This window comes from Amycolatopsis aidingensis (genome assembly GCF_018885265.1).
In the GTDB taxonomy this organism is placed as follows: domain Bacteria; phylum Actinomycetota; class Actinomycetes; order Mycobacteriales; family Pseudonocardiaceae; genus Amycolatopsis; species Amycolatopsis aidingensis.
The window spans coordinates 7186485-7209926 of record NZ_CP076538.1; the positions used below are offsets into that span (position 1 = coordinate 7186485).

24 protein-coding genes and 1 pseudogene are annotated in these 23442 nt (G+C 69.5%); 18 read left to right on the forward strand and 7 right to left on the reverse strand.

The window, feature by feature from the left end:
• The first annotated feature begins 99 nt into the window (after nt 1-99).
• The 16 genes from KOI47_RS33010 to KOI47_RS36580 all read left to right on the forward strand — a co-directional run bounded on the left by KOI47_RS33010 (nt 100) and on the right by KOI47_RS36580 (nt 14023).
• On the forward strand, nt 100-534 hold the full coding sequence (locus KOI47_RS33010; protein WP_216211081.1) for a hypothetical protein: 435 nt from the start codon (nt 100-102) through the stop codon (nt 532-534).
• Between the two features lie 65 nt (nt 535-599).
• Nucleotides 600-3605 carry a BTAD domain-containing putative transcriptional regulator gene (locus KOI47_RS33015; protein ID WP_216211084.1) on the forward strand — a complete coding sequence of 1002 codons (3006 nt, stop codon included), beginning with the start codon at nt 600-602 and terminating at the stop codon, nt 3603-3605.
• A gap of 984 nt (nt 3606-4589) precedes the next feature.
• Nucleotides 4590-4754 carry a hypothetical protein gene (locus KOI47_RS33020; protein ID WP_216211087.1) on the forward strand — a complete coding sequence of 55 codons (165 nt, stop codon included), beginning with the start codon at nt 4590-4592 and terminating at the stop codon, nt 4752-4754.
• Between the two features lie 17 nt (nt 4755-4771).
• Nucleotides 4772-5131, forward strand: a complete 360-nt coding sequence (locus KOI47_RS33025; RefSeq protein ID WP_232376415.1) for a hypothetical protein — start codon at nt 4772-4774, stop codon at nt 5129-5131.
• A 58-nt stretch (nt 5132-5189) separates the two neighbouring features.
• The gene (locus KOI47_RS33030; RefSeq protein WP_216211089.1) at nt 5190-6344 is read left to right on the forward strand and encodes an AAA family ATPase; all 1155 of its coding nucleotides are present in this window, start codon (nt 5190-5192) and stop codon (nt 6342-6344) included.
• 48 nt (nt 6345-6392) lie between these two features.
• Nucleotides 6393-8126 carry a VWA domain-containing protein gene (locus KOI47_RS33035; RefSeq protein ID WP_216211092.1) on the forward strand — a complete coding sequence of 578 codons (1734 nt, stop codon included), beginning with the start codon at nt 6393-6395 and terminating at the stop codon, nt 8124-8126.
• An 89-nt stretch (nt 8127-8215) separates the two neighbouring features.
• Nucleotides 8216-8557, forward strand: a complete 342-nt coding sequence (locus KOI47_RS33040; protein ID WP_216211095.1) for a hypothetical protein — start codon at nt 8216-8218, stop codon at nt 8555-8557.
• Nucleotides 8558-8595: 38 nt separating this feature from the next.
• Entirely contained in the window at nt 8596-9066 is a 471-nt protein-coding gene (locus KOI47_RS33045; RefSeq protein ID WP_216211097.1) for a hypothetical protein, read from the forward strand.
• Between the two features lie 77 nt (nt 9067-9143).
• Nucleotides 9144-9566: a hypothetical protein gene (locus KOI47_RS33050; RefSeq protein ID WP_216211099.1), complete on the forward strand. Its 423-nt coding sequence runs from the start codon at nt 9144-9146 to the stop codon at nt 9564-9566.
• A 66-nt stretch (nt 9567-9632) separates the two neighbouring features.
• Nucleotides 9633-9851, forward strand: a complete 219-nt coding sequence (locus KOI47_RS33055) for a hypothetical protein (protein WP_216211104.1) — start codon at nt 9633-9635, stop codon at nt 9849-9851.
• A gap of 13 nt (nt 9852-9864) precedes the next feature.
• Nucleotides 9865-10344, forward strand: a complete 480-nt coding sequence (locus KOI47_RS33060) for a hypothetical protein (protein ID WP_232376416.1) — start codon at nt 9865-9867, stop codon at nt 10342-10344.
• Nucleotides 10345-11015: 671 nt separating this feature from the next.
• Nucleotides 11016-11384 (forward strand): hypothetical protein, encoded by a 369-nt coding sequence (locus KOI47_RS33065; RefSeq protein ID WP_216211108.1) that lies wholly within the window; start codon nt 11016-11018, stop codon nt 11382-11384.
• Nucleotides 11381-11647 carry a hypothetical protein gene (locus KOI47_RS33070; protein ID WP_216211110.1) on the forward strand — a complete coding sequence of 89 codons (267 nt, stop codon included), beginning with the start codon at nt 11381-11383 and terminating at the stop codon, nt 11645-11647. The genes KOI47_RS33065 and KOI47_RS33070 overlap by 4 nt, the downstream gene beginning before the upstream one ends.
• Before the next feature lie 12 nt (nt 11648-11659).
• Complete coding sequence (locus KOI47_RS33075) at nt 11660-12499, forward strand: hypothetical protein (protein ID WP_216211114.1); 840 nt, start codon at nt 11660-11662, stop codon at nt 12497-12499.
• The gene (locus KOI47_RS36055) at nt 12465-13334 is read left to right on the forward strand and encodes a hypothetical protein (RefSeq protein WP_232376417.1); all 870 of its coding nucleotides are present in this window, start codon (nt 12465-12467) and stop codon (nt 13332-13334) included. The genes KOI47_RS33075 and KOI47_RS36055 overlap by 35 nt, the downstream gene beginning before the upstream one ends.
• Nucleotides 13223-14023 carry a DNA/RNA helicase domain-containing protein gene (locus tag KOI47_RS36580; protein WP_408629966.1) on the forward strand — a complete coding sequence of 267 codons (801 nt, stop codon included), beginning with the start codon at nt 13223-13225 and terminating at the stop codon, nt 14021-14023. Before KOI47_RS36055 ends, KOI47_RS36580 begins: the two co-directional genes overlap by 112 nt.
• On the opposite strand, the gene KOI47_RS33085 is transcribed toward KOI47_RS36580, so the two are convergent.
• The 6 genes and pseudogenes from KOI47_RS33085 to KOI47_RS33110 form a co-directional block, all read right to left on the reverse strand.
• A complete protein-coding gene (locus tag KOI47_RS33085; RefSeq protein ID WP_216211118.1) occupies nt 14016-14300 on the reverse strand; it encodes a hypothetical protein in 285 nt (94 codons plus the stop codon). The two genes, KOI47_RS36580 and KOI47_RS33085, sit on opposite strands and share 8 nt — an antisense overlap.
• A gap of 409 nt (nt 14301-14709) precedes the next feature.
• Nucleotides 14710-15510: a hypothetical protein gene (locus KOI47_RS33090; RefSeq protein WP_216211120.1), complete on the reverse strand. Its 801-nt coding sequence runs from the start codon at nt 15508-15510 to the stop codon at nt 14710-14712.
• 180 nt (nt 15511-15690) lie between these two features.
• Entirely contained in the window at nt 15691-16710 is a 1020-nt protein-coding gene (locus KOI47_RS33095) for a replication-relaxation family protein (RefSeq protein WP_216211122.1), read from the reverse strand.
• 69 nt (nt 16711-16779) lie between these two features.
• Nucleotides 16780-19365, reverse strand: a complete 2586-nt coding sequence (locus KOI47_RS33100) for a helicase HerA domain-containing protein (protein WP_216211125.1) — start codon at nt 19363-19365, stop codon at nt 16780-16782.
• Between the two features lie 52 nt (nt 19366-19417).
• Nucleotides 19418-20230, reverse strand: a pseudogene (locus tag KOI47_RS33105) (VirB4 family type IV secretion system protein); the annotation flags it as partial.
• Nucleotides 20172-20651, reverse strand: coding sequence for a hypothetical protein (locus KOI47_RS33110; RefSeq protein ID WP_216211128.1), 480 nt, complete (start codon nt 20649-20651; stop codon nt 20172-20174). The pseudogene KOI47_RS33105 and the gene KOI47_RS33110, both read right to left, overlap by 59 nt.
• Nucleotides 20652-21012: 361 nt before the next feature.
• Between KOI47_RS33110 and KOI47_RS33115 the strand changes: the two genes are divergently transcribed.
• A complete protein-coding gene (locus KOI47_RS33115) occupies nt 21013-21810 on the forward strand; it encodes a restriction system modified-DNA reader domain-containing protein (RefSeq protein WP_232376418.1) in 798 nt (265 codons plus the stop codon).
• A 98-nt stretch (nt 21811-21908) separates the two neighbouring features.
• A complete protein-coding gene (locus KOI47_RS33120; RefSeq protein WP_216211133.1) occupies nt 21909-22343 on the forward strand; it encodes a hypothetical protein in 435 nt (144 codons plus the stop codon).
• Here the strand turns inward: KOI47_RS33120 and KOI47_RS33125 are convergent.
• Nucleotides 22312-23322: a C40 family peptidase gene (locus KOI47_RS33125; RefSeq protein ID WP_216211136.1), complete on the reverse strand. Its 1011-nt coding sequence runs from the start codon at nt 23320-23322 to the stop codon at nt 22312-22314. The genes KOI47_RS33120 and KOI47_RS33125 overlap by 32 nt on opposite strands.
• Between the last annotated feature and the right edge of the window lie 120 nt (nt 23323-23442).

The window sequence follows — 23442 nt, forward strand, 5'->3', positions numbered from 1 at the left end:
CTCACCCGGGCCGCGCCCACGACTTCTGGCCACGGGCGAGTGTTCGGCTCGCCGGGATCGCTGACGTCAACCACGGTTTCCGACAGTAAGGAGTTCCAGATGGCGACCACTGACGAGATCGAGCGCCGTGTCGCCGAGGCAGACGCCGCCCGCAGCGCCAGGAGAACCGCCGCAGCCAAGCGCGTCGGCGAACTCGCGCAGCGCCGCGCTGCGGTTGCCGAGGAACTGCGTGCCATCGAACGCGAACTCGGCGATGCCCTTGCCACCGACAGCGATGTCATCGACGTTGACGAGCTCGCGCAGTTCACCGACGTCCCGGCCGCCGAGCTCACCCGATGGCTGACCAATCGGAAGCCGGTTCGCGCCAGCACCACACGCAAGCGCCCGGTCAAGAGCGGGAAGAAGGGTGACACCGGCCCACCACCGGCCACGGCGCACGCCCCGGTGAGGGACGGCCGAACATCCCCGGCGACGAAACCCGCGATCCCATCGGGCGCGCCCGCCCAGGTCGCGGGCGCGGCAGACGGGACCTGACGGTGCACTCCGCGCGCCGCGCTCGGGCACCGGTCACGGCTCGCCACGTCCGACGGGTATGGGTCGTGCTTCGGTTCGTCTGCCGGGTGGTGCGGGGAGGGCTTGCCTGTGCCGTCCTGCTTGCTGTGGTGGTCGCCCTGCCTGGGGTCTTGGTGCGCTACATCGGTTGGCCGCTGCCGGATCACCTTCCCAGCACCGACGAGCTGACCGTGGTGTTGCTGCAACCCATGTCCACCGGGTTCCTGCTCGACGCCTTGGCATGCTTGGCCTGGCTGCTCTGGTTCTGTTTCGTGCTCGATGTGCTCGCCTGCGCGGTCGAGCTGGCCCGCGGTGCCCGCTGGTCCGAGCTCGCCCGGCAGAGCGGGCCGCTGCGCCGTGTCGCCGCCGTCCTGATTGGTGCCCTGCTGGTGGCCGTCCTCGGCCGCACCGCCACCGCGGCACCCGCCGCAACGGCCGGCGGTTCTCCCGGTCACGCCTTCAGCCCGATCGTGGCCACCGCCCCCGCCTGGCACACCCCGGCTATCGGGGGCGCCGGAGCATCCGCGGCGGCGGGCGCGCAGGACCAGACACGGTCCGCCTCCGCGGGCGCGGTCGGCGAGGACACGCCACCGGGGACAGAACGGGCGAGGCTACCGGAGAACGGGGTGCACGATTCGTTGTGGCGCATCGCCGACCGCTGTCTGGGTGATGGGAGCCGCTGGCCGGAGATCTGGGCGCTCAACCAGGGCAGTACCCAGCCAGGTGGCCGTGTTCTCACCAACCCGCACCTCATCCAGCCCGGCGATCTGTTCCGCCTCCCCACTCACAGCAGCACCCAGCCCGGCCCGGACACCGACTCGCCCGTCCCCCACCCAGCACCTCCGCCGTCGGTTCCGCGGGAGCCCGTGCCTTCGACACCGCCCCCGCCCTCCGAGAGCCACAGCCCGGGCGCCAACACGCCCGTTGGGCCACCGGCAGCCACGCACGCGGACCCGGCCGATGGGCCAGCGGCGGAACCGTCTGGGGGTGTGTCGTGGGGCACCGAGGTGTTTGTCAGTCTCGGCCTAGCCACCGCCGTCAGCGCCGCACTGCTCCTGCTGCGGCGCCGCCACAACGCCCGCTACCGGCCCGGCAGCGGGCGCCGTGACGATCACCTTCCCGTGGCGCCGGTGGTCTACCAGCTGCGCCTGGCGCACCTGCAGGCCCAACACCAGGACGACGACCGAGGTCTAGTGGCCGAGGCATCCCAGCTCGACCGGTCTGTCGGGACCTCGCGCGTGTCGGCCGACGACGGCGGCGACACGGCTGCCCCGCACCGGCATTGCGGATCGGTGCGGGTCCTGTCCTCCACCACGTGTCGGGTCGTCGGCAGCCGGGCAACGCCAGCGGCGCCTGGCTCGCGGTCGGTCGCGGCCCCGGAGATCGCCCTCGAGTGCACCCTCGACTCGGACGCAAGCAAGGCTTCGGCCGCGGCCGGCGGGCAACTGCTGGCGCTCGACCTCGCCCGCGCGCACGGCCTCGGCCTGGTCGGGCCCGGTGGCTATGCCGCTGCTCGCGCCCTCGTGCTGACCATGCTCACCGGCCACCCCGCCGCCACCCTGGTCATCCCCGCCGACGACCTCGCCTGCCTGCTCGGCGTCCCGGCGCGGCCCGAGGACCTTCCCACCGCGGTGCGGGTGGTCGACGACCTGGCCACCGGCCTCGACCTGCTCGAGCCCCATGTGGCGCCGCCCCAGGGACCGGCCGACGCGGACTCACCCGCTCCGCTGGTGCTGATCGCCAGCGCATCGGTTGGTCAGGACGAGCGGGTGCGGCTGCAGGGCCTGCTGGACAACGGGGGTCAGGCCGGGGTCGCGGCGGTGCTGCTGGGTCAGTGGCAACCCGGCGTCACCGCCTACGTCACCTCCGCCGGGATCATCTCGGCCACCGACCCCGGACTCGGCGAGTCCCTGCGCGGCAGCCGCGCATTTACCCTGCCCGACACCGTCACGCGCGACCTGCTCACGCTCTTGCGCGACGTCGGGGCCACCCACCGCCCGCGCGATGTGGGCCAGCACCGCGCCCCACAACCCCCGAGCACTGCCCCCGCCGTGTCCCCGGTCGACCATACGGAGCCCGCATTGGGTTCGGAGCGTAACGACACTGGCCTGGAAATCACCAGCGGCGCCACCGCCCCCGCAGACGAGGAGACGACGCCCGCACCCTCGCCGAATCCGGATCCCACCACCGACCCGCCAGCCGGCGGTGCGGCTGGCCGCGCGGACGCAGCGGAATCGAGCACCACGGTGGCGCCGATCCTCCTGTCGGCCTTCGGCACGCCCACCTTGGCCTGGCGGCCCGATCTCACCCGGCCCGAGCACCTGTACGACATTTCGGCCGGGTTCTCACCGCGTCTGCTGGAGCTGCTGATGTTCCTGGCCGTGCAGCCCGGCGGAGTATCCCGAGACGCGATCGTCGACGCGGTGTGGCACGAGCACGTCCCCCAGCGGCCGGCCGCCGTGCTGCGCACCGTCCTCTCCCGCATCCGCAGCGCCGTGAGCGAGGCCACCGACGGCACGGTCACCGAGCTGGTGCTCACCGGGCGCCACCAGTACCGCCTCGATCCCGCCCTGGTCGAGACCGACTACCGTGCCTTCGCCGATGCGGTCGCCCGCGGCCGCGCCGCCGCCACCGACCTCGACCGGTTGGCGGCCTACGAGGAGATCGTGGACCGCTACGGCGGCCCGCTGGCCGATGGGTTCGATACCGATTGGCTCACCGCGGCCCGGGAGGGCACCCGACGGGACGCGCTCGACGCGGTCGCCGCCCTCGCCCGCGCACGGGTACGCACCGATCCCGACTACACGCTGGACTTGCTGGAGATCGCGCGCGCGTTCGACCCGCACAACGAGCTGCTCTACCGCGACATCATGCGCCTGCAGCACACCCTGGGCCGCCACGAGGCCATTTCGCGCACGCTGAGCCTGCTGGAAACCCGGCTCGCCGAAATCGACACCACCCCCACCCCGGAGACCGTCGACCTTGCGCGGCGCCTACGGGAACACCACACCGACCTCACTGACCCGGAACCTGATGACCGGCCCCGCAGGTGACCAGAGCACCATCACTCCGGGGGATAACGCTCCATTACCTACAATGGAGAAAACTAAAATAACTCGATCGACCACGGGCTCTTTGTCGCCGGCGATGCTAACGTCATTGGTGACGACCATACGCCTGCAGCAAAAGAAACGTATCCCCGTGCGCCCGCACCACCTCGAAACCTGTCACGTTCCCGCGCCGACGCATCATGAGTGTCCTTCTTTCCACGGCGCAACGGAAAAGTCGGGTAAGGACACCACGAGGGAAACTGACCCGCGGCAAAGAAAAGGAGCGACACCGGCACGCAGGTCGTCGCTCACGCCACGGACCGCCCCAGCACGAAGCAGCGAACACCGAGCCACGCGGAAGCCTCACACGTACCGGCCACTGCCCGACGAAGTACCCGTAGCGACCATCCCTGCGGCTGGGTTCGCGGAGCGTGTCTGCCAGCTGTGGGTCCAATGCCCCGGCCGATACACATCGTCTTTCGGTATCCGCCTAAGTCGGATCCCCCTTTGCTCGACGTTTCCGCAGCGTAGGGCATCTGACAGGGGATCCAATGGTGTCCCAGACACGCTTGACACCAAGCGGGTCATCACATCGGGCACAGCGGCGGTGTCACGCAAGTTCGTCATCGTGCCCCCAGTGCTCACCACCGCATTCCACTCACCTCATCCACCCCTCATTTCCCTTTTCCGGTTCTTAAAAATATCCGTATTTATCCGCGGTCTTGCTCGTGGCCAGCACACCCGTTCCGGGTCGACCCGGAATCGCCTGGCCTGCACAAACACGTCCGGGAAATGCGCGTCGCTCACGTCGAAGGGCGGCCGAAAATCCCCCGAAATCGACCCCGGAAACTATTGCGCGGCGCCCGGTGTCGAGTTACGTTTGTTGTGTCACCAGGAAAGCCGGAAACCGCAAACGAACCACCCGCCCCGGGTGCGAAATCATTACCCGGGAAGCCGGAAACCAGCAATTCACGAATGGGGATCGTTATGTGCTACGCCGACACCGCCACCAACGACGACGGCACCGCCACCGCGTTTTGCTACTGCGGGTGGAACGACGAACCAACCACCCCCGACGCCGCCGACGCTGCCGCCGAAGCCCACCAGCGGGACGCCGACGCCGCCGAAGCCGAATTCACTGCCACCCACTGACCCCGTAACCCGCGCACATGCCACACCGAAAGGGGCACACCGTGAACCACAACGCCAACGACCCGCGTACCGTGTACGTTTCCGATCCCGACGCCGCCCCCGCGCCACTGCCGGAAATCGTGGTGCGCCGCTTCACCGAAAACGGGTGCACGGTCACCGGTGTGGTGGTCGATCCCGCCGACGCGCAACGGCTGTTGTACGGCGTGGTCACCCGCCCCGACGGAAAACTTGCCGGAACCTATTACCCCGCCGACGCCGTGCGCGGTGATCAGTGGCGGGTGGTGGACGCCTACGGTGCCCAGTTTCCCGTCATGGGCGAGTACCACGCGGTGGAATGGCTGACCACCACGGGCGCGGCCGTGTGGTCCGACGACTAGCCGTCACGTCAGCGAAATCCCGCGCGTCATCCAATCGTCACCAAAAGGACCGAACACGATGACCACGCCAGCCACGACTCCGGCCACGGGCACCACGCCCGCCGCCCCGGGCGCGGCAACCCGACTGCGCAACGGCGAACTGCGGCGCATGGTGGCCGAACAGCTCGCCCACGACCCGACCGCCACACTGACTCCGGGCGCGATCGCCCGCACGCTCGGGCACTCGTCCGGGGCGGTCGGGAACGCGCTAGCCACGTTGGAAGCGCGCGGGGAAGCCACCAAGGTCGGCACGAACCCGGTCACCTACCGCGCGACCGACAACACTGCCGACGCCCCGAAAACCGCCGCCGTCGCCCCGCACACCACCACCGCCGCGCCATCGGCACCCACCCCGCCACCCGCCGCGCCCGCGCTGGTTACCGGACCGGTCCGCCGCCCGAACGGGCAGATGTACCACCCGCGCAAGCTGTCCGGGTTGTCGGACGTAACCGCGCTACGGCGATTGCGTGAGGCCGGGGTGTCCGCGCTCATGTACGGCCCACCCGGTACCGGTAAGACGGCGGTGGTGGAGGCCGCGTTCGACGACATCGTCACCGTACAGGGCGACAGCGACACCATTGTCGACGATTTCGTGGGGTCGTACACGCAAACACCGGACGGGCGCTATGAATTCGCCTATGGGCCTTTGGTGATCGCGATGCGGGAAGGGCGTGCGCTGTTCATCGATGACGCCACTCTGATACCGCCGACCGTCCTCGCGGTGGTGTACCCCGCGATGGACGGACGCCGCCAGATCACGATCAAGGCGCACAAGGGGGAAGTGGTCGACGCCGCGCCCGGGTTCTACGTCGTGGCAGGACACAACCCCGGGGTACACGGGGCGGTCCTCACCGACGCGCTGTCGTCGCGGTTCGCCGCGCAGATTCACGTGTCCACCGACTACGACCTCGCCACCCGGCTCAAAATCGAGCCCAGAGCGGTACGCGCTGCGCGGAACCTGGCCAAACGGCAGGCAAAGGGCGAGATCGGGTGGGCGCCCCAGCTGCGTGAACTGATCGCGTTCCACAGGATCAGCGATGCGCTCGGCATCACCACCGCCGCCGGAAACCTGATCGGCATCGCCCCGGACGAGGACCGCGAGATCGTCGCCGAAACAGTGCGCAACGTGTTCGGCCCCGACATCGCGCCGCTATCACTGGGAGCCCAATTCTAAAGGGACCTACCACCACCGCCCGCGATCATCCCGAAAGGACACACTACGATGACCACCCACGTAGCCGTACCCACCGCCACACCGACAGCCGTATTCCCCACCACCCCCGGATGGCTGGCCCTGTCCGCCGCGTTCGGCGACGAGGTCCCCGCGATCGCCGACCGTGACGACCTCGTGGTCACCGTCGCCCCCGGGGCGGGACACGGTGCCCCCGCGTGCTTTTTCCCCGACCTGGCAGCCATCGAGGTCGATGGGTGCCACGTGGACGAGGGGGTCGACCCCGCCACGGTCGCCCCGCACCGCATCGGGGACCGCAAGCGCTACCGCACCGCGTGGGGTCTGCTGACCCACGAGTGCGCGCACGCCGCCCATACGGTGTGGCGCGCACCCGCCGACGCGCCGCGCGGGGCAGCGGCAGCGGCAGAGCTGCTGGAAGAGTCCCGCATCGAAGCGGCACAGCTCCGACGCCGCCCGGGGGACCGGTACTGGCTGCGTGCCAGCGCCATCAACCTGATCCTCGCCGACACCGACACGAAAGACCCCGCCACCGCGCTCACCATGTCCGCCCGTAGCGCGGCAACCGCTGCCGCGCTCCTTCTGGCACGGGTGGACGGCGGGGTACTCAACACCCGCGAAACCGCCCCCGTCGCCCGCATGGTGCGGGACATCCTCGGCACCGACAGCCTGGCCACCCTGCGCGATATCTGGCGTGCGGCGCACCGCACCGCCGACGACGACGCCGAGACCATGATCGAACTCGGACGCCGCTGGTGCGAGGTGATCGGCACCGACCCCGAAGACCCGCGCGACGGTGAACCGGGCGACGGCACCCCGTCACCGCTGGCCGAGGTGGTCGCCCGAGCGGCGGGCGCGATCGCCGCCGAAGTGGGCAGTGAGCCCGCACCCACCGACCCCGTGACCGAACGGATGGAAGCCGAGGCCACCGAGGTCGCTGCCCGCGAGGCCGCCGACCGCGACGCGCGCACCGTGTTCTCATCGGGTGGTGGTCGTTCGGGTGGGACCCGCACGGCAGGCACGCGCCCGCCTACCGACGCCGAACGCACCGCCGCGCGGGACCTCGCCCGTGCGTTGGACACCGCGGGAGTCCGGGATCGCACCGCCACCAAAACGACCTCGGCCACACCTCCCGGGCGGTTGCGGATGCGCGGAGCGATGGCGGCCGACGCGCAACGTGCGGCGGGCGTGATCCCCACCGCTGAACCGTTCACCCGTACCACCCGGAAAATGGTGCCCACCCCGCCGCTACGGCTGGGCATCGCGTGTGACGTGTCCGGTTCGATGGGTGCCTTCGCCGGACCGGTGGCCTCGGCCGCCTGGATTCTCGGCCACGCCGCCCACCACACCCAGGTTCCGGCCACCACCGCCACCGTGATCTTCGGCCACACCGTCCGCCCGATCACGCACCCCGGCACCGCGCCACGCGAGGTCACGGAATTCGCCGCCAGCGATGGTGTGGAAGCCCTGGACCGCGCGATCAGCGCCCTCGACGGTGCCCTGAACCTGTCCCGCACCGACGCCGCGCGGCTGCTGGTCATCGTGACCGACACCGACATCGTCGACCCTGTTTACCGCCGCAACGCGCAGAAACACCTCGAACGGTTGCGCGCCACCGGGTGTGCCGTGTTGTGGCTGACACCGCGCAGGCCGTGGCTGGACACGGACCTAGTGCGAGGGGACACCGCGCACCGGCTCGCCGATCCGACCACCACCGCCCGCGAAATCGGGCACGCCACCACCGCCGCCCTGCGCGCCACCCGCTGAACCACCACCGCCTCGGGGCGGGGCACCACCCGACCCCGAGGAAACCAACCCACCGGCCATCGCAACCACCACAACCGAAGGACGTGTCCGTGATGAACGACCCCGCTGCCGCAGCGCCGCGCGAGCGCATAGTCGAACTCGACGAAAGCGCCACCTGCAACCAGCACCGCTACACCTACACCCGCATCGCCCGCATCGGCGGATACCGCATACGGGCACGCGTCGAACGCGACTTCTATCCGTTCCAATCGGGTGCCGTGGCCGAGGTTCTCGCCACCGACAGGACGTGGACCCACCTCGCCACCTACGACCCCGAGGAGTGGATCGATGCCACCACCATGCCCAACCGGGGAGGGGTCCATTGCGCCACCGAACTCGGCGAGATCGCCGAAGTCCTCCTCAACCGCGCCGCAAGCATCCTCCTCGACTAATCCCATCCGCCCGCTGCCCCGTGACGAGGTGAACGATCATGACCATCACGCACACACCAGAAACCTTGGCCGCGCGCGTCGCCAATGCGCTGGACCGTGCCCGCCGCCAGGATCCCGCGTTCGACACCCGCCCCTGCGACGACCACCGCGCCCTCATCCGCCGCGCGCTTGCCCATGACATCACTGTCGCGTTCGGGGTGGCGCTCCACACGGTCACGGTCACCGACGACCCCGACCGGGAACACGGGGGATGGCGGTGGTTCCGTGTCGCGATCGCGGACGACGGCAACGAGTACCGGTTCACCTCCTTCGGCGGCACCGTGGACGATCTCCGCGTGCTCGCGCCGTGCCCGCAGTGCGGTGGCGAGGTGCCGCGCGCTGACGCCTCCGAACTCGCCGCGCTCGGTCGCTTCCTCGACTCCCTGGCCACCGGGCACCCCGTCCCCACCCCGCACGAGTACGAGCCCGACCACCAGCACGCGCACGGGTGCCCGAGCTACCAGCCCTGACACCGCAACCCCACCCCGCTCCCAGGACAGGAGACGTCACGTCGCCTGTCATGACATTCAGCCGAGAAGGACGGTGTGTGATGACCACCTTCATACCCATTCCCCCCGACCTGTACCGCCACGCTGAGCCCGACGCGGGCGCGATCCTGCCCGCACTGACCGAACGACTGAAGCGGAGCCGACCGGTCGAGCAGTTCGACCCGAACTGGGGCTACGTGCTCACCGGTCTCGCGTCAACCGGCGCGGTGGTCGCGGCCCTGCATTGTGGGCAGACCGACGTGCCCGACCACGTGTGGCCCGAGGTGATGCGCCTGTACTGCCCGACGGCGTGGAGCCTGCTCACCTCGTCCGGAGTGCCGTTCGAGAGGTGGCAGGTCGGCCGCTGCGAGGCCATGTTGCACAGCCGGGTCGCGGCCACCGCCAACACCGAACTCGGCGGCTACGCCGTGTTCGCCGTGATGGACGTGCCGCCGTCGTGGCTGAGGTCGTCGGCACGCTAGGCGATATTCCCACCTTCACCTGACCACCTGCCCCGTCGCCGCACCGTGGAAAGGGGTGGACAACCCATGCACGACAGGAAAAACCGACTCATGTGGGCCGTGCTGGCCATGCTGCTACCGGGACCGTGGACCCCGGTCATCGTGCTGGCCTACATCCTCGGCCGCGCCACCGAACGCGACCAGGCCGCCGATCACCACCGCTTCCCGCAGCCGTACCCACCACCCGACCCCTACGCCTGCGTCCCGGACCCGCTGACTCGGGACTCGTACGCGCCACCACGGTAAGGACTGACAACCCATGTCGAGCTACACCGACTTCTACTTCGGACGTGGCGAGAACGCCAACTGGCTCGGCTCCCTACGCGGGGAGTGCTGCCCCGAGAACTTCCTCACCGTCCCACCATCGCGGCTGGCGCTGGCCGCGACCGACGAGAGCACCTTCCGCCCGGCGGTCGCCGACACCCTCGGCGTGTGGGAAGACGAACGCCTCGGCCAGGCGTATCGCCGCGAACTCGGCTGGCCATGGCCGTGGTACACCAGCCACGACAGCAGCTGGATCATTGTGTTCGACCCGGCACCGCGCGCGGTGTTCGTCACCGTGGGCGGCGGGGTCACCTGGCACCGCATCGATCCCCACGACCCGCAGTTCCCCGAGGGCGACGACCCGCTCGGCCCAGACAAACATCTACGCGTGGCTTCGCGATCCGGCCGCACCGCCCTCGGTGCCGATGCCGCTGATGCGCCCGAAACCCACCACTATACCCACCTTCGGCGGTGACGCCCGATGAGCCTCGCGACAACGCACGACTTCTACCTCGGGCGCGGACCGGACGCCGAGTGGCTCGGGTCGATCCACCTCGGCACCTGCGCCTGCAACGGCCTCGACGAGATCGATCGCGCCCGCACCGCGGACGAATTCGCCGAACTCGTGGACGTCTTCCTGCGCGCCGCCGAGGTCGCCACGGCACCGACTACACCCACGCCTTCGACGCGAGCACGGCGTGGACCGCACTGCGCGGGGATCGGTGGTCGGTGCGCGCGGGCGAATACGTGCCACCCGGACCTGCACCAACTCGGACTACACATCCTGGCCGATCTCACCCTGCCACCGGGACCGGGCGCACCCGCCGAGCTCGTCGAGCTACGTGCGCAAATCCCGCCGCATCTGCGCTACGCCATCACCGCCAACGAACCGACGGTGGTACCTGGAACTCGAGGTGTTCGGCTACCACGACGGCGACCCCGCCGCCGACGCGACCGCGCCCGCCCTCTCGGTGCTGCCCGCCCTCTGCGGGTGGACCGACCCCGACGGCGGCCCGCCCCCGCTTCGGCGTGCGCGTGCTCATCGCCGAGGACGAACGCCACACCACTCACCCCGTGCTGGCCGACCGCCACGCCCACGCGGTGCTGACCGCCTACTGACCCCGCACGACAACCACGGAGGACTCCATGCCAACGAGCACCACACCACACGAACCGACCGCCGCCAACAAGGACGGCAAGGCGGAGCGCCGCAGCGCCGCCGAACACTGCGCCACCGCCGAGGAACTGTTCGCCCACGCCCGCGCCCTGCACCCGGGCAACGGTCGCACGCGCATCCCGGCCGAGGTCGTCGTCGAGTACGAACGCTGCCTGGACTGGGCGGGCCTGCACCTGCGCCTCGCCGAGGCCATCACCGCCGGAGCCGGACTGGTGCTCGCGCACCGCCAACTCCTCGCAGGCGACGTGCGGCTGCACAACACCTACGTCAGCTACGAGACCCACCAGTGGACCGAGTTCCTCCATGACCACCACGACCAGGCCGTGAGGTCGGTATGACCACACGCCCCACCGACACCGACGCCACACCGCTGCAGCCCGGCCTGCCCGAACCGCCACGTCGGGATCGGCCCCGCCGAGTCGTGCCGCTGCCCCACGACGTGTGGAGCGGTCGGTGGCCCGGGGAAGCCGAATGCGCGGAGTTCGGCTGGATACTCGGGCTCGGCCTGCCCGACCTCAACCGCCTGCTCACCACGGCCACCTGGGATCGATCCCACCACGCGTCCCTGGCCCCGCCCGGCCAACCACGACACGACCGCTGAAGGAGAAACACGATGAGCACGCTCACCACCGCCACGGCCTCGCCCGCGGGCACCGACCTCGCCGCCGGCGAGAACTGGATCGAATTCGTGCCCGCCGCCCTCGCCCAGCCGCACCAGGTCAGCTTTCCCGCCGTCGTCGAATCCCGCCGCAACCATGGGCTGTGGGTGCGGCCCCGGCTGCGCCGCGACGTCGCCGAGGCCCTGTGTGAGTGGCTGAACCTGGTTTACCCCCTCGACCCGGACTGGTATCCGCTGGCCCGCTTCGAAGACGACCTGCTGGTGGTCTTCACCGGGGAGGCCGCCCACCAGCGCCACGAGATCGCCCTCGGCGAGGACGGCCGCTACCCGCTCGGCGAGATCGGCTGTTGGTTCCTGTCCGCCCCGACCCGCACCCGCGCCCGCTTCTACCGCCAGTTGGAAGTGCTGCGTGACGCCACCCGCCACTACCCGCGCCCGGGCGAAACCCTGGTCACCTGCGACCCCGGCAACCTGCCCGTGAGCGGATTCCCCGCCCGGATCGACACTCGGCCCGCAGCGCCGTGGGTCCCGGTGTTCCGGCCGGAGATCGCCGAGGCCGTGGCCGCAACCTGCACCAGCAACCACGACAGGTTCCCCGACGACCACCCGCAGGTGTACTTCGACCGCGACACCCTGGTCCACGTCCACCAGCACCTACGGGCCCTGGACGGCTACCTGCCCTGGCGCATCGAACCCGACACGGACGGGAACTACCGCATCGACGGCGACGAGTGGACCTTCCAGACGGTCCCCGTGACATCCGAGGGTGACGTGCACCCAACCGCGACGGCGCCGGAGGGTGGGCACCGAGCCCGGTCGGGGCATCCAGCGTGAGCGCACCCACCACCACGGCCCCGACACCCTGCACGTCCGGCGGATTCGGGAACCGCACTCGGTGGCAGGGTCCAGCGCGGTCACCGAACGCCTCACCACGAGCCACGGCTGGACCGCGCTGGCCGACCTGCCAGTGCAGGACGGGTATGACGCCACATCCGCCTGCGCCCTGACCACCACGGCGCGCGTCGCGGGAACAGTCCCGGGCACCGCGCTGGCGCTGCGCGAGCACCCTTCGGGCATCGTGGTCGGCGAGCGCTATAAGCGACACCGCCTGGCTCGAGCTACCGCAGCTCATGGCCTGGTCACCGACCACTCCGCCCGGCGCTGCTCGCCCGGGGCGAACGTCCGGGCACGATCACCACCGAGTCCTGAGACCCTGGGCCGCGACCTCCGTGGTCCTGCAGCGAGGAGGAACGTACTCACCATGCCGACCGCCGGATCACCATCGCACTCCGCGGCGCACTCGCTGTTCGACGTCGCAGCCCGCTCGCTGACCCACGCCGACGTGTTCGCGCTGTCCGAGGACCAGCAGGCCGCCCTCGGCCACGCCCGCCAACTCCTCGCCGCCGAAGCAGGCGGCCATGCGGCCCTGGTGGTCACCGGGGGCGCGGGATCGGGCAAGAGCGCCCTCGCGCTGACTCTGCTCGGCGACGCCCTGCGTGCCGCGCACCCAGCGATCGCTCCCAAACCGCGGAGCTGCTCAACGCCGCCCGCGTCGTGGTGTTCCTGCTCGACGAGGACCAGGCGGTCCGCCCCGGGCAAATCGGAACCCGCGACTACATCGAGACGGCCGCGCACACGTGCGGTGCCACAGTGCGGACCGTGCAGCTAGACAGCCAGCACCGCAGCCGCAGCCCGCGCTATGACGCCTGGGTCCGGCGCCTGCTCGGCCTCGATGCCGGTCCGGTCCCTCCGGCCCCGTGGAACGTGGAGGAGGGGTTCGAGCTGCAGGTGGCCGACAGCCCCGCGAGCTGGAGCAGATGCTGCGCGCGAAGACCGAGCTGGGGCAAGCGCGCGGATAACGACCGGGTACTGCTGGCCGTGGAGCGACGCGATTCCCGGACATCCGTTGGTCGACGACATCGTGATCGGCGACTGGCGCCGCCCGTGGAGTGTGAAAGGCAACCGCGCGGTCAACGGGCTGCCGCCCTCCCCCTGTGGGCGATCGAGCCTGCCGGTGCCGACCAAGTCGGCTGCATCTACACCGCGCAAGGCTTCGAGTACGACCACGGCGGCGTCATCCTCAGCCCCGACCTGCTCTGGCGGGGCGATCGGTGGGTCACCGACACAGCCGCCACCCGCGACAACGCCCTCACCCGCACGGCAGCGGCCGACTTCGACCGGTGGGTGCGCCGCACCTACCGCGTGCTGCTCACCGGGGACGAGCGGGCACCATCCTGTACTCCACCGACCCCGAAACCCGCGCCCTGCTGCACGAACTCGTCACCACGTAGCCGAAAAGCCCGCCGTGGTCACGGGTTCCGGCATCCCAGCTCGTCACCGTCGGGAGCTGTCAGGTAGGACGACGCCCCGTGCCCCGGCCGCCGGAGCAGGGGGTGGATAGGGTCACGCGGTCCAGGTGATGGCTCCGGGTGGTGCCGTCGTCGTCCGGGACGATGGTGATCGTCCCGGGCCAGTCGCATCCCACGCGTCCGGGTAGTTTGCGGTGGTCGTAGCGGCGGCCGCAGCGCATCACCAACGGGCGTTCAGGAACCAGCCAGTGGTAGACCAGCAGCGCCACGTCGACCCACGTGCGGGCACCGCAGCACGAGGAAGTGAACACGGCATACCGGGTCACCCAGTCATCGTGCTGGCCTACGTCCTCGGCCGTGTCAACCGCACGCTCCGCGGTCCACCGAGCCCGATATGGCCGACCTGACCGTGTCCACCCGCTAGGGCTCGGCGTCCGCGTCATCCGGCTCGACACAGGCGGCCAGAGACAATGCCGTCGGCGAGGCCGACCACGACCCGGCCACCTGCCTCCCGGTAGCAGACTTATAGACAGCTACGACCACCCGCGTCCGACCCTGTCCCGGTGCCGGGTGTAGCGGGGCGGCACGAGTGGGCGATCAGCGCGTCACCACCGGGCGGGGCACCCTGCCCGGTGGCAAGTGCCGTCGTTTGGGCAGGTCGCTGTCGTGAGCTGTACATGTGCGCGGGCCCGGCCACGCGCAGAGGACGCGTCACCGGGCCCAACACAGCGAGAACTACTGGGCGTCCGCGGTCTGCCGCTTGTACTGGAATCGTTTCGGAGCCTCACAGGTTTTGATCGCGTAACCCTCCGCCACGAGCTTCTCCAGCGCGTTGTTCACGGCACCGCCCGATTTGTTCAGATCCTTGCCGATCTTCGTCGGGCCGAAACTGTCGTCTGGGTGCTCCGCGAGGTAATCCTCCACCATTCCGCGCAGTGCACCCTTGGCCAGCCGCTCCTTCGCCATTGGACCCGTCGCGGGGGGCGTGACGTCGGCCGACGATGCGGTGGGCGGCCCGTCGGCCCCGGTGTCCGCGGCAGCGTAGGTAGTGCTGCCCGGGACCCCGTCGGGCTGGTCCTGCGCCGCGCTCGATTCCGTGAGTGTCTCGGAAGACGTGGACCCGGTATCCCGCTCCGTGTCGGTGCGCGCTGCGTCGTGGGGCGTTTCGGGCCCAACCGAGGGGGAAGCGGCGGCCTCCGACACGTTGATCGTGGCCGGGTCGTCGTCGGTGCAATCGGCGTCCAGGGAGGGGACAGTCCAGGTGTCCGGGGACCGGTGGTCTGCGCCCGGCGTCCGGGTGACAGTGCCCTCGGCGTCCCATCGGGCCAAAATCTTCGCGGCCGTGGAACGCCCTACTCCCGCGGCAATGGCCACGGCAGCGGTTGTCGCCCCCGGGTTATTCCGCAGCGCTGCAAAGACCCTGTCATCAGAGTTCGGTTTCCCGCTGGCCAGGCCGTCGGTGTCGGTGACCACACGCAGGCTACGGTCGACCGGGGCCAGCTTGGTGGTGTGGGACTTCTTGGTCTTGCGAGACATGACGCATCTCCGTTCATGAGAAGGGGCTTGGTGTCATGCCCCGGCCGGGGCGTGGCCCGCCGGTGCGCATCCGGTGGTTCGGGCTACATAACTATGGACGCTTCGTTACCCCCTCCACGTCAAGCGGTAATCCAAACAAGATCGCCGTCTCGTGTGGATAGTCCGATGTGACGAAGCAGGCTAGTTGGCGAAACGAGGCACGTTAGTTGGCGAGGCAGGGGCAGTGCCGCTCGTGCTGTCGATAAGGTTTGTGAGACGGTCGGCGTAGTGGTGGAGGCGCTCGCGAAGTTCGGACCAGTGTCCTCGGGGCCGATCAGCGCTGATGAGCGGCCATCGGCTGTGGATTGAGCAGTTCACGTTGTGGCTGGGTCGTTTTTGGTCGAGCCGAGGGCGGATGGCCGGCACGGTGTTGGGGTGGTCGAGTGCGGCGTGGATGCGGGCGAGTGCGGCGCGGGCCCCGGCCTCGCGGCGGGTGGTGGGCATCCAGATCAGCACGGGGGTGGCGATTCCGGTGGCTTCGGCGAGCTGGGCGTAGGCGGTCAGCTTGCGGGCCACCTTGGTCAGGCTCTCGGTGCCGGTGTCGTACTCGAGGAAGAACTCGAGCTCGCTGCTGGCGGCGCGCCAGCGGCCGTAGGCGTCGGGGATGACCACATCTCCGAAGTGCCGTGCACATCGGGCTTCGGACCACCACGTAGTCAGTGCCTCGGAGGGCTCGCGGGTGGAATCCGCTGGTTGGTGGCGAGCGCGGGCGATCAGCGAGGTGAAGAAGTCGCCAACGCCGATGGTGTGCGCCAGGCGTTGGTTGTGCGCGATGCTCATGGCTCGGTCGTGCCGGTAGCCGAGGTGCTTGACGTCGAGTCCGTACTCGGCGGCGAGAACGCCGGCGCCGGCGGGGCCGAGGATGTAGTGCATCGGTGCGCGTCCGACCTGCTGGAAAGGTTGGAAGCGGGACACTGCCCGCCACAGGTAGAGATCCCGCAAGCGTTGGCGGGCTGAGCGGCCGGAGGGGAACGCGGCGTCCTGCAGTTGCTGGCTGGTGAGCACGCGGTGTTCGAACAGGAGTGCCAGGATCCACCGGTCGCGGTGGGTGAGGCGGGTGGCGAGGGCGGCTTGGTGGTCGACCGAGTTCGCCGCCCGTGCCGTGGTGCGGCCAGGTAGTGGTTGGCGCAGGGCGTGCTGCTGAGTGGTGGTGGTTATCAAGGTAGGCCTCTATTCACAGGGCTGTGGATAGGTGCTGCGGGAAACCGCGGGTGGGCGCGGTTTGCGCGGTCAGGGGCGGGTCCGGCGTGGGTCGGTCTTGCGGGGCCGAGGCTCGGGTCTGCGTCGTGTGAGCGAGGCCGGAGTCGACGCCGGTGTGGTGGCCGCGTTGTGTTTGCTGCCGCGCGGCGGCACGGGTGCCACGCATTCGCCGCCAGCGCCGGATGTGGTGGTGCGGCGTTGGCGACGAATGACTGCCCGGATCTCTCGCGCCCGGCCGGGGGTTGGATCGGGTAGCGGGGTGGTGGTCATGGTGAACGGCTCGGCCTCTTCCCCGTGGACGACGAGGCGGGTGGCGACGTGGTAGACGCCGAGGTGAGCGAGGTCGTGGTCGCTCAACCTGGGTGCGGTGTGTCGGGATAGCTCCCGCGCGTCTTCCGGGGAAGCGTTGAAGAAGATTTTGGACCGGGCGTTGGTGGAGATGCCCTCTTTCAGCTCACGTGGCAGCTGGCCGAGATGCTGGTGGGCCAGGGTCATAGAGACCCGGAAGCCCCGCGCTTCGGCGAGCATGTCTTCCAGCGGGTATGGGAGGTTCAGGAAGTTGTGGCACTCGTCCACCACCAGAGACGCGTCCGGCCGTCGTCGCTGCGGCACGCGGGCTCGGGCGGTGGTGGCCTGCCACGTCCGTGCTACCACTAGCGATCCGACCAGGCGTGTGGTCTCTTCTCCGAGCGAGCCTTTGGGGATGCGCACGAGGCAGATGCCGCCCTCATCCAGCACCCGCGTCATGTCCACTGTGGAGTTACCACCCGCGATGGCTTCCTTCACGAACGGGCGCAGCAGGAAGGCCCGTAGTTTGTTCATGAGCGGGGAGATCACCTGGGAACGGCTGGAGTCGGTGAGTTCGTCGTACCACTCCCAGAACCCGGTCAGCACGGGATCGGTCAACCCCGCCGTGACTCGCGTCCGAAATGCCTCGCTAGCCAGCAGCTTGGGTAGGTCCGCCAGCGTCGGCACGCCTTCCTGCGCCCGCAGCGTCAGGCATGCGGCGCGCATCAGGTCGTCGGTACGGGGGCCCCAGAATGCGGAGTAGACACGGCGGAAGACCGACACGAGGTTGTCGACCTCCCGGTCGGTTTCCCCGCCTTCCAATGGATTCAGGCAAGGTGGCCGGTGCAGGGAGTCGGCGTCGAAGAGCACCACCCGCTGCGCCGCAGGCTTGGGGAGCCGGTTGAGAATGTCGGTGACCAGGTCGCCCTTGGGGTCGATGAGCACGATCCCGCGGCCGTGGTCGGCGTCGTCGAGGATCATGTTGCCCAGCAGCGTGGATTTCCCCGATCCGGTGGCGCCGAGGACGTGCAGGTGGTGCCGGGCATCGGCCACGCGTAGTCCGATGGGGCGGGCGTGGCCGGTGTCGGCTACGCCGAGCGGTTTGGCCTCCGGGCCGGGGGTGGCGACCCCCGGTGGTGGGGAGACGGCCTTGGCGCCGGCGCGTTCGACGCCGGGGATGTCGGCGTCGGTGGGCAGGTGTGCGATCGCGGCCAGTTCGGGCACTGACAGCAGGTCGCCGCGGCCGAGTCGGCGACGGGCTAACTCGCGTGCGGGGTGGCGTAGACGGCGGCGGTGGTAGCGGTTGTGGTCGGTGAACGGGGCGAACGCCGAGGCGAGGGCGTGCGCCCGCCCGCGGGCGACGTCGCGCGCCTGCCGCGCCTCGCCGTCGGGAGCGTCCTCGGACAGTTGAGTGGAGACCGCGTACCGTACCGCGGTCTCGTACTGGGGGCCGCGCTGTTTGGTCACGATGGCCTTGTTCTGCGCGGAGTACTCCAGCGAGGTCTGCGGGTCCTGGCTGATACGTCGAGCGTCGGTGGTGTGTCCGCTGCGGGAGGCATGCCCGCCCGGGGTGAGCAGGTCGAGAATCCGGCCGCTCAGGCGGGCCGACGAGCCGGTGTGGACCCGGCGGGCCGCTCGGCGAGCCTGGGCGACGCGTCGTCCCGCGACTGGACGGGCCAGCACCTGTACGCATGCGTGCTCGTGGCGGCCGAGCCCGACCGGAGCGCCCAGTAGGCCGCGGATAGGGTCGGCGTCGAAGGCTGTGCGGATTGGCAGTGCCTCGGAGCGCTGCAGGCGCAGCTGCCCGCCGACTGTGATCCGCCGCCGTCCGGCTGCCAGTTCGGGCAGGGGCGGTGTGGCGGGGGTGGTGCGGGTGTGTGCACCAGGCCAGGCTGCTTCGACGGCCCGCTCCACCAGCCGCGGCGGGATGATGCCGGGCACCCACAGCTGGATGGTGACGCCATGCTCGCCGAATACGTACTCCAACGCGATGTGCGGCTGCCCCCAGGCGAGGCGTTTCCAGGCGGGGCGCAGCAGCCCGACGAGGTTGGACCAGACCGCGGTCCCGCCGGCCGGATCCGCGGTGGGTGGGGCGAGCACGGTCACGCATCGCGCGTCCCGCTGGAGAGCGTTCTGGCAGCGGATCCGCCACCACCGGCGCCCGGTGATCCACCCCGCCGCCGCGAGTGTCAGCAGCGGGGTGAGGATTGGGCCCCATGCGAGTGCCCACTCGCGCAGGGCGACCAGCAGATCGTGGGCGGCGGTACCGGGGTCACGCAGGTAGTTTCCGACCCAGCCCTGTCGCATACCAGAGAACGTTGTAGACATGGAGCACCGCACCTTCCATGAAGGACAAAAAGCGAGGGAGATGGATGGCGAGCTAGGTTGCGTCGAGCTCGACCTGGACGTCGTCGTCGGCGTCGACCTCGTGGCCCCGGGTGGTGTCCGTGCGGGGCCGCGCAGCGGAGGAGTCCTCGGGGCCGAGATCGACATAAGCCTCATCGAGACCGGAATCCCTCGCGGGGTTCTGGTCGTCGAAGGCCGCAAGCTCAGCCGGGTCGGTGGTGACCAGATAGTTCTCCGTCGGTGAGGCCAGGGATTGGAACGCCACCCACTCGGTGCCCGACCCCAGCAGTCCCTGGCCGCGTTCGGCCGAGAGCAGGAACTGCCGTTGGCCGTCTGCGAGGTCGAAGGTGTCGGCAATCTCGTCGATGGCTTGTGGGGACTGGCGCAGCAGCACCACGGTGGCCGCGTTGGACACGACCGCTTTGCCCAGGTCGCTGGCGAGGAGGTCCGGGGTGTCCTGGGTGGCCACGGTGAGCCCGCCCCACTTCTTCCGCATGGCTTTGGCCATGCGGAACAGGTACTGCGCGCCTTCGGGTTGTTGCATGAGTAGCCACGCCTCGTCCACCACGACCAGCCGGGGTCTGCGATGCGCCGGATTGCTGACCTGGCGCCAGATGACGTCCAGGGTGAGCAGGGTGCCGATCGCCTTCAACTCCTCGGGCAGATCGCGCAGGGAGAACACGACCAGGTGCCCGTCGGGTGTGGTGGTGGTTGGCCCGTCGAACAGGTCCTTGAACGCGCCGTCGACGAAGGGATGCAGCCGCGCAGCCAGATCCGCCGCTACCGAGTCACCCTGGTCCCCGGCCGTGGCGAGGGCCTCGCGCAGGTCCCGCAACAACGGTGCCGGCGATCAGGGTTTCCCATTCGTCGGGCGGGAATGACCAGGTTTTGAGCGCGTCGCGTCGTTTGCCGTAGTCGCTCCGGGTGGTCGCGGTGTCGAGGTGGTAGGCGATGCTGTGGATGACGGTGTCGAAGGCGTCGGCGGCTCGGCCTTGAAGTTTCTGCTTGACGACGGCGAGCGCGTTTTCGCTGGTGTAGTAAGGGATTCCGAGGAGTCCGGCGGCCTCGGTGGCATAGCCGCCGACACACATTAGCGCGAGGCGGACCGCTGCGGCGCGGCGCAGCAGTTGAGGTTTGACGTCGGTGATGTGGGCGAGGTGTTCGGTGTGCCATTCCGGTAGTAGGTGCTGGGGGATGTGCTGGATGCCGAACCGAACCGGTTGCGGACGCGGGGACCGTAGTCGGCAGCGGACGCCGAGTTCCTTCATCCTGGTACCGGCCGGTCAACAACACGAAATACTGGCACACCCGGAGCGCCGGATCGAGACTACCTGAAAGAGGAGCCAACGACTCCGCCAACTACCGTGGCCATTCTCCGCCAACTATGGCGGTCCGGTCACATTCGCGTGGAGCTGGGAATTGCTGCGCCACACGGGTCCATTTCGACGGTGTCGCGCGCAGGGGCATTGACAAATCCACGGCAACGAAGCGTCCATACACATCGGGCCAGCAGGCCCACCCACACCCGGGACCGAAAGGTGCGCATAGGCAATGTCGACCGACCGCGACACCCCCAACCCCCTCGACACGGCCCCCGGCGCGGCCGTAGACGCATCACCATCCGCTCCCGTGTCCGATCCCGCCAACGCGACTGCCGGGGCGTCACAGCCACACGACGAGGCCTCGACACGGGCTTGGGAAGGGCTGCCGCCGGACACGATCATCCTTGCCCCAGCGTCCAGTGCCCCGCCGATGCGGTGCCCCGACGACGTGTGGGCGATGCTCGTCTCGGCGGTGGACATCATCGGCGACACCGACCCCGACCGCGCGGGCGAGGTGGCCTTGTTCACCGGGCACTGGGTACCGCAGCAGCCCCCGGCGAATGACCTGTACGAGGGGGACCTCGTCGTACGCCTGCACCACCCGGCCGACCCACTGCCCCGCGACGACGCCGCCGATATCGAGATGCTGCTGGCCTACCAGGGCCGTTGGCAACGTGTCGGCCGCTGGTGCGGACTCGACGACCACTGGCCCCGCCTCGTCGCACCCACTGCCGCCGCCGTCATGGGGCTGCACTGCGACCTCAGCGAGACGAGCGTCCGGTTCGAGACCGCCTCGCCGCCGATCTCATCCCCGCCGATCAAGTGGGCACGGGGCGGTGTCGCCGAACTACTGAACGCCGGGCTGGTCACGGCGGGCGAGGAGTTGGTCTGGGATCGCCGCAACCTCGGTGTACGCCACACGGCCCGAATTCGGGCCGACGGGGCGCTCGTGCTCGCCGACGGCAGGGTGTACGCGAACCCGACCGGTGCTACCACCGCACTGGGGGGCAACCACCAGAACGGCTGGGGCGCGTTTCGACGGACCTCCGACGGGCGCACGCTCGGCGACCTGCGCGGAGAGCTCCGGACGCGGCGTGGACAGTAGCCCCGCAATCCCGCCCCGCATTTCGTCCGCGCCTGATCCGCTGTGCGGTGCGCAACTTCGGCCACACAGCAGATCCGGCGGCTGGGAGGAGTCCTGCCGTGACCCGCCATAAGTCCATAGTGGATTGTCTTGCCCTGTGGGGTGCACGCGCCGGGATCGGTCCCGGCTACGCCCTAGAGGCCGCCGCAGTGTGGCTGGCCGCCGACATCGCCGAGTTCCGCGACGATGGCAGCATCCCGCCGCACGTGCGCACCGTGATCACGGTGCTGCCGCAGCAGGTGTTGGAGATCCGGGTCGAGGGCCTGTCGGTCGAGGCCGACCCGGACCGCACCACCATCCGTCACGTGACCAACGCGCTGTTCGAACTCGCCAGTGATCACAACATCGTCGCTCTCGACGCGACCAGCCCGCCATTGTTCTCCCAGCGCATCCTGCTCGTCGGCACCGGCGGCCGAGTGTTCTCCGCTATGATCGACGCTGGTGTCGGGGAGGTGGAACCCGTTACTCGGCAAGGAAACCAGCTGGACGCGTAGCACCCGCGTAGTCTTTGCGTGCGTAGGGTTGGATCTTCACCACCTGCCCGAAGTCCGGTGCGTCGATCATTAAACCTCCACCTATATAGAGTCCCACGTGGTGGATTTTGGTGTTGGGGTTGCCGTAGAAGACCAGGTCGCCGGGCAGCAGCGGCTGCCCGGCGGGCACGCGCGGACCGGCGTGGAACTGGGCATGGGCGGTGCGGGGCAAGGTGATCCCAGCCGCTCGGTAGGCGGCGGCCGTTAGTCCTGAGCAGTCGAATCCGCCGTCCTCGGTGCCATTACCACCCCAGACGTACGGAAGCCCCCTCTGCCCGCACGCATAGTTGATCGCAGTCATCGCCGCAGGGGTCGGTGCTTGGATATTGGCGCAGTCTCCGGTCCCAGTAGTAATGCATGTGCTCACGAATTGGCCATGATCTCCCGGAACTGCGTGCGAGTTCCCGGAACCTACAGCGGCGACGATGGCTCGCGCGGCGGGTTCATGTTTGGCGTAGGCGCTGGGGAAGGCGGACCGCTGGACAGCTTGCGCCGCGGCGGTGACGCTCATGTGTTCCCAGTTCGGCACCTTGAGTAGGTGGTTGTAGAACTGGGTGGCGGCGTAACCGGGGTCGGTGACCTGTTGCGGGGTGCCCCATCCCATGGACGGGCGCTGTTGGAACAGGCCCAGCGAGTCACGGTCGCCGTAGTTGAGGTTACGTAGCCCGGACTCTTGCATCGCGGTGGCGACGGCGATGATCCACCCGTACTCGGGCACGTGCATCTGTTTGCCGACGGCGACGATGGTGGCGGCGTGGCCTGTTTGCTCGGGTCCGTATCCGGCCACGTTGGTGGTGGGGGCGCCGGTCGGTGCGCATGCGTTGGTGCTGCTGGAGTTGGAGAACACCGAGGCGATGCCGCCGACCGCGAGCACGATGATCACCAGCGGCAGGAGGAGCGCGACTGCCGCGGCGGCGGCGAGCTTGATGAGGACGGACATCGGTGCGCACCTCCGGTTCGGGATCAGGGGTCGGTTCGCCGGATCCGGTTCGGGCTCGCCCGCGGCGGCATCGGGGTGGGGGCGGGGAGTCGGCGGATGGCTGTGGCGTCCTCGGCTCCG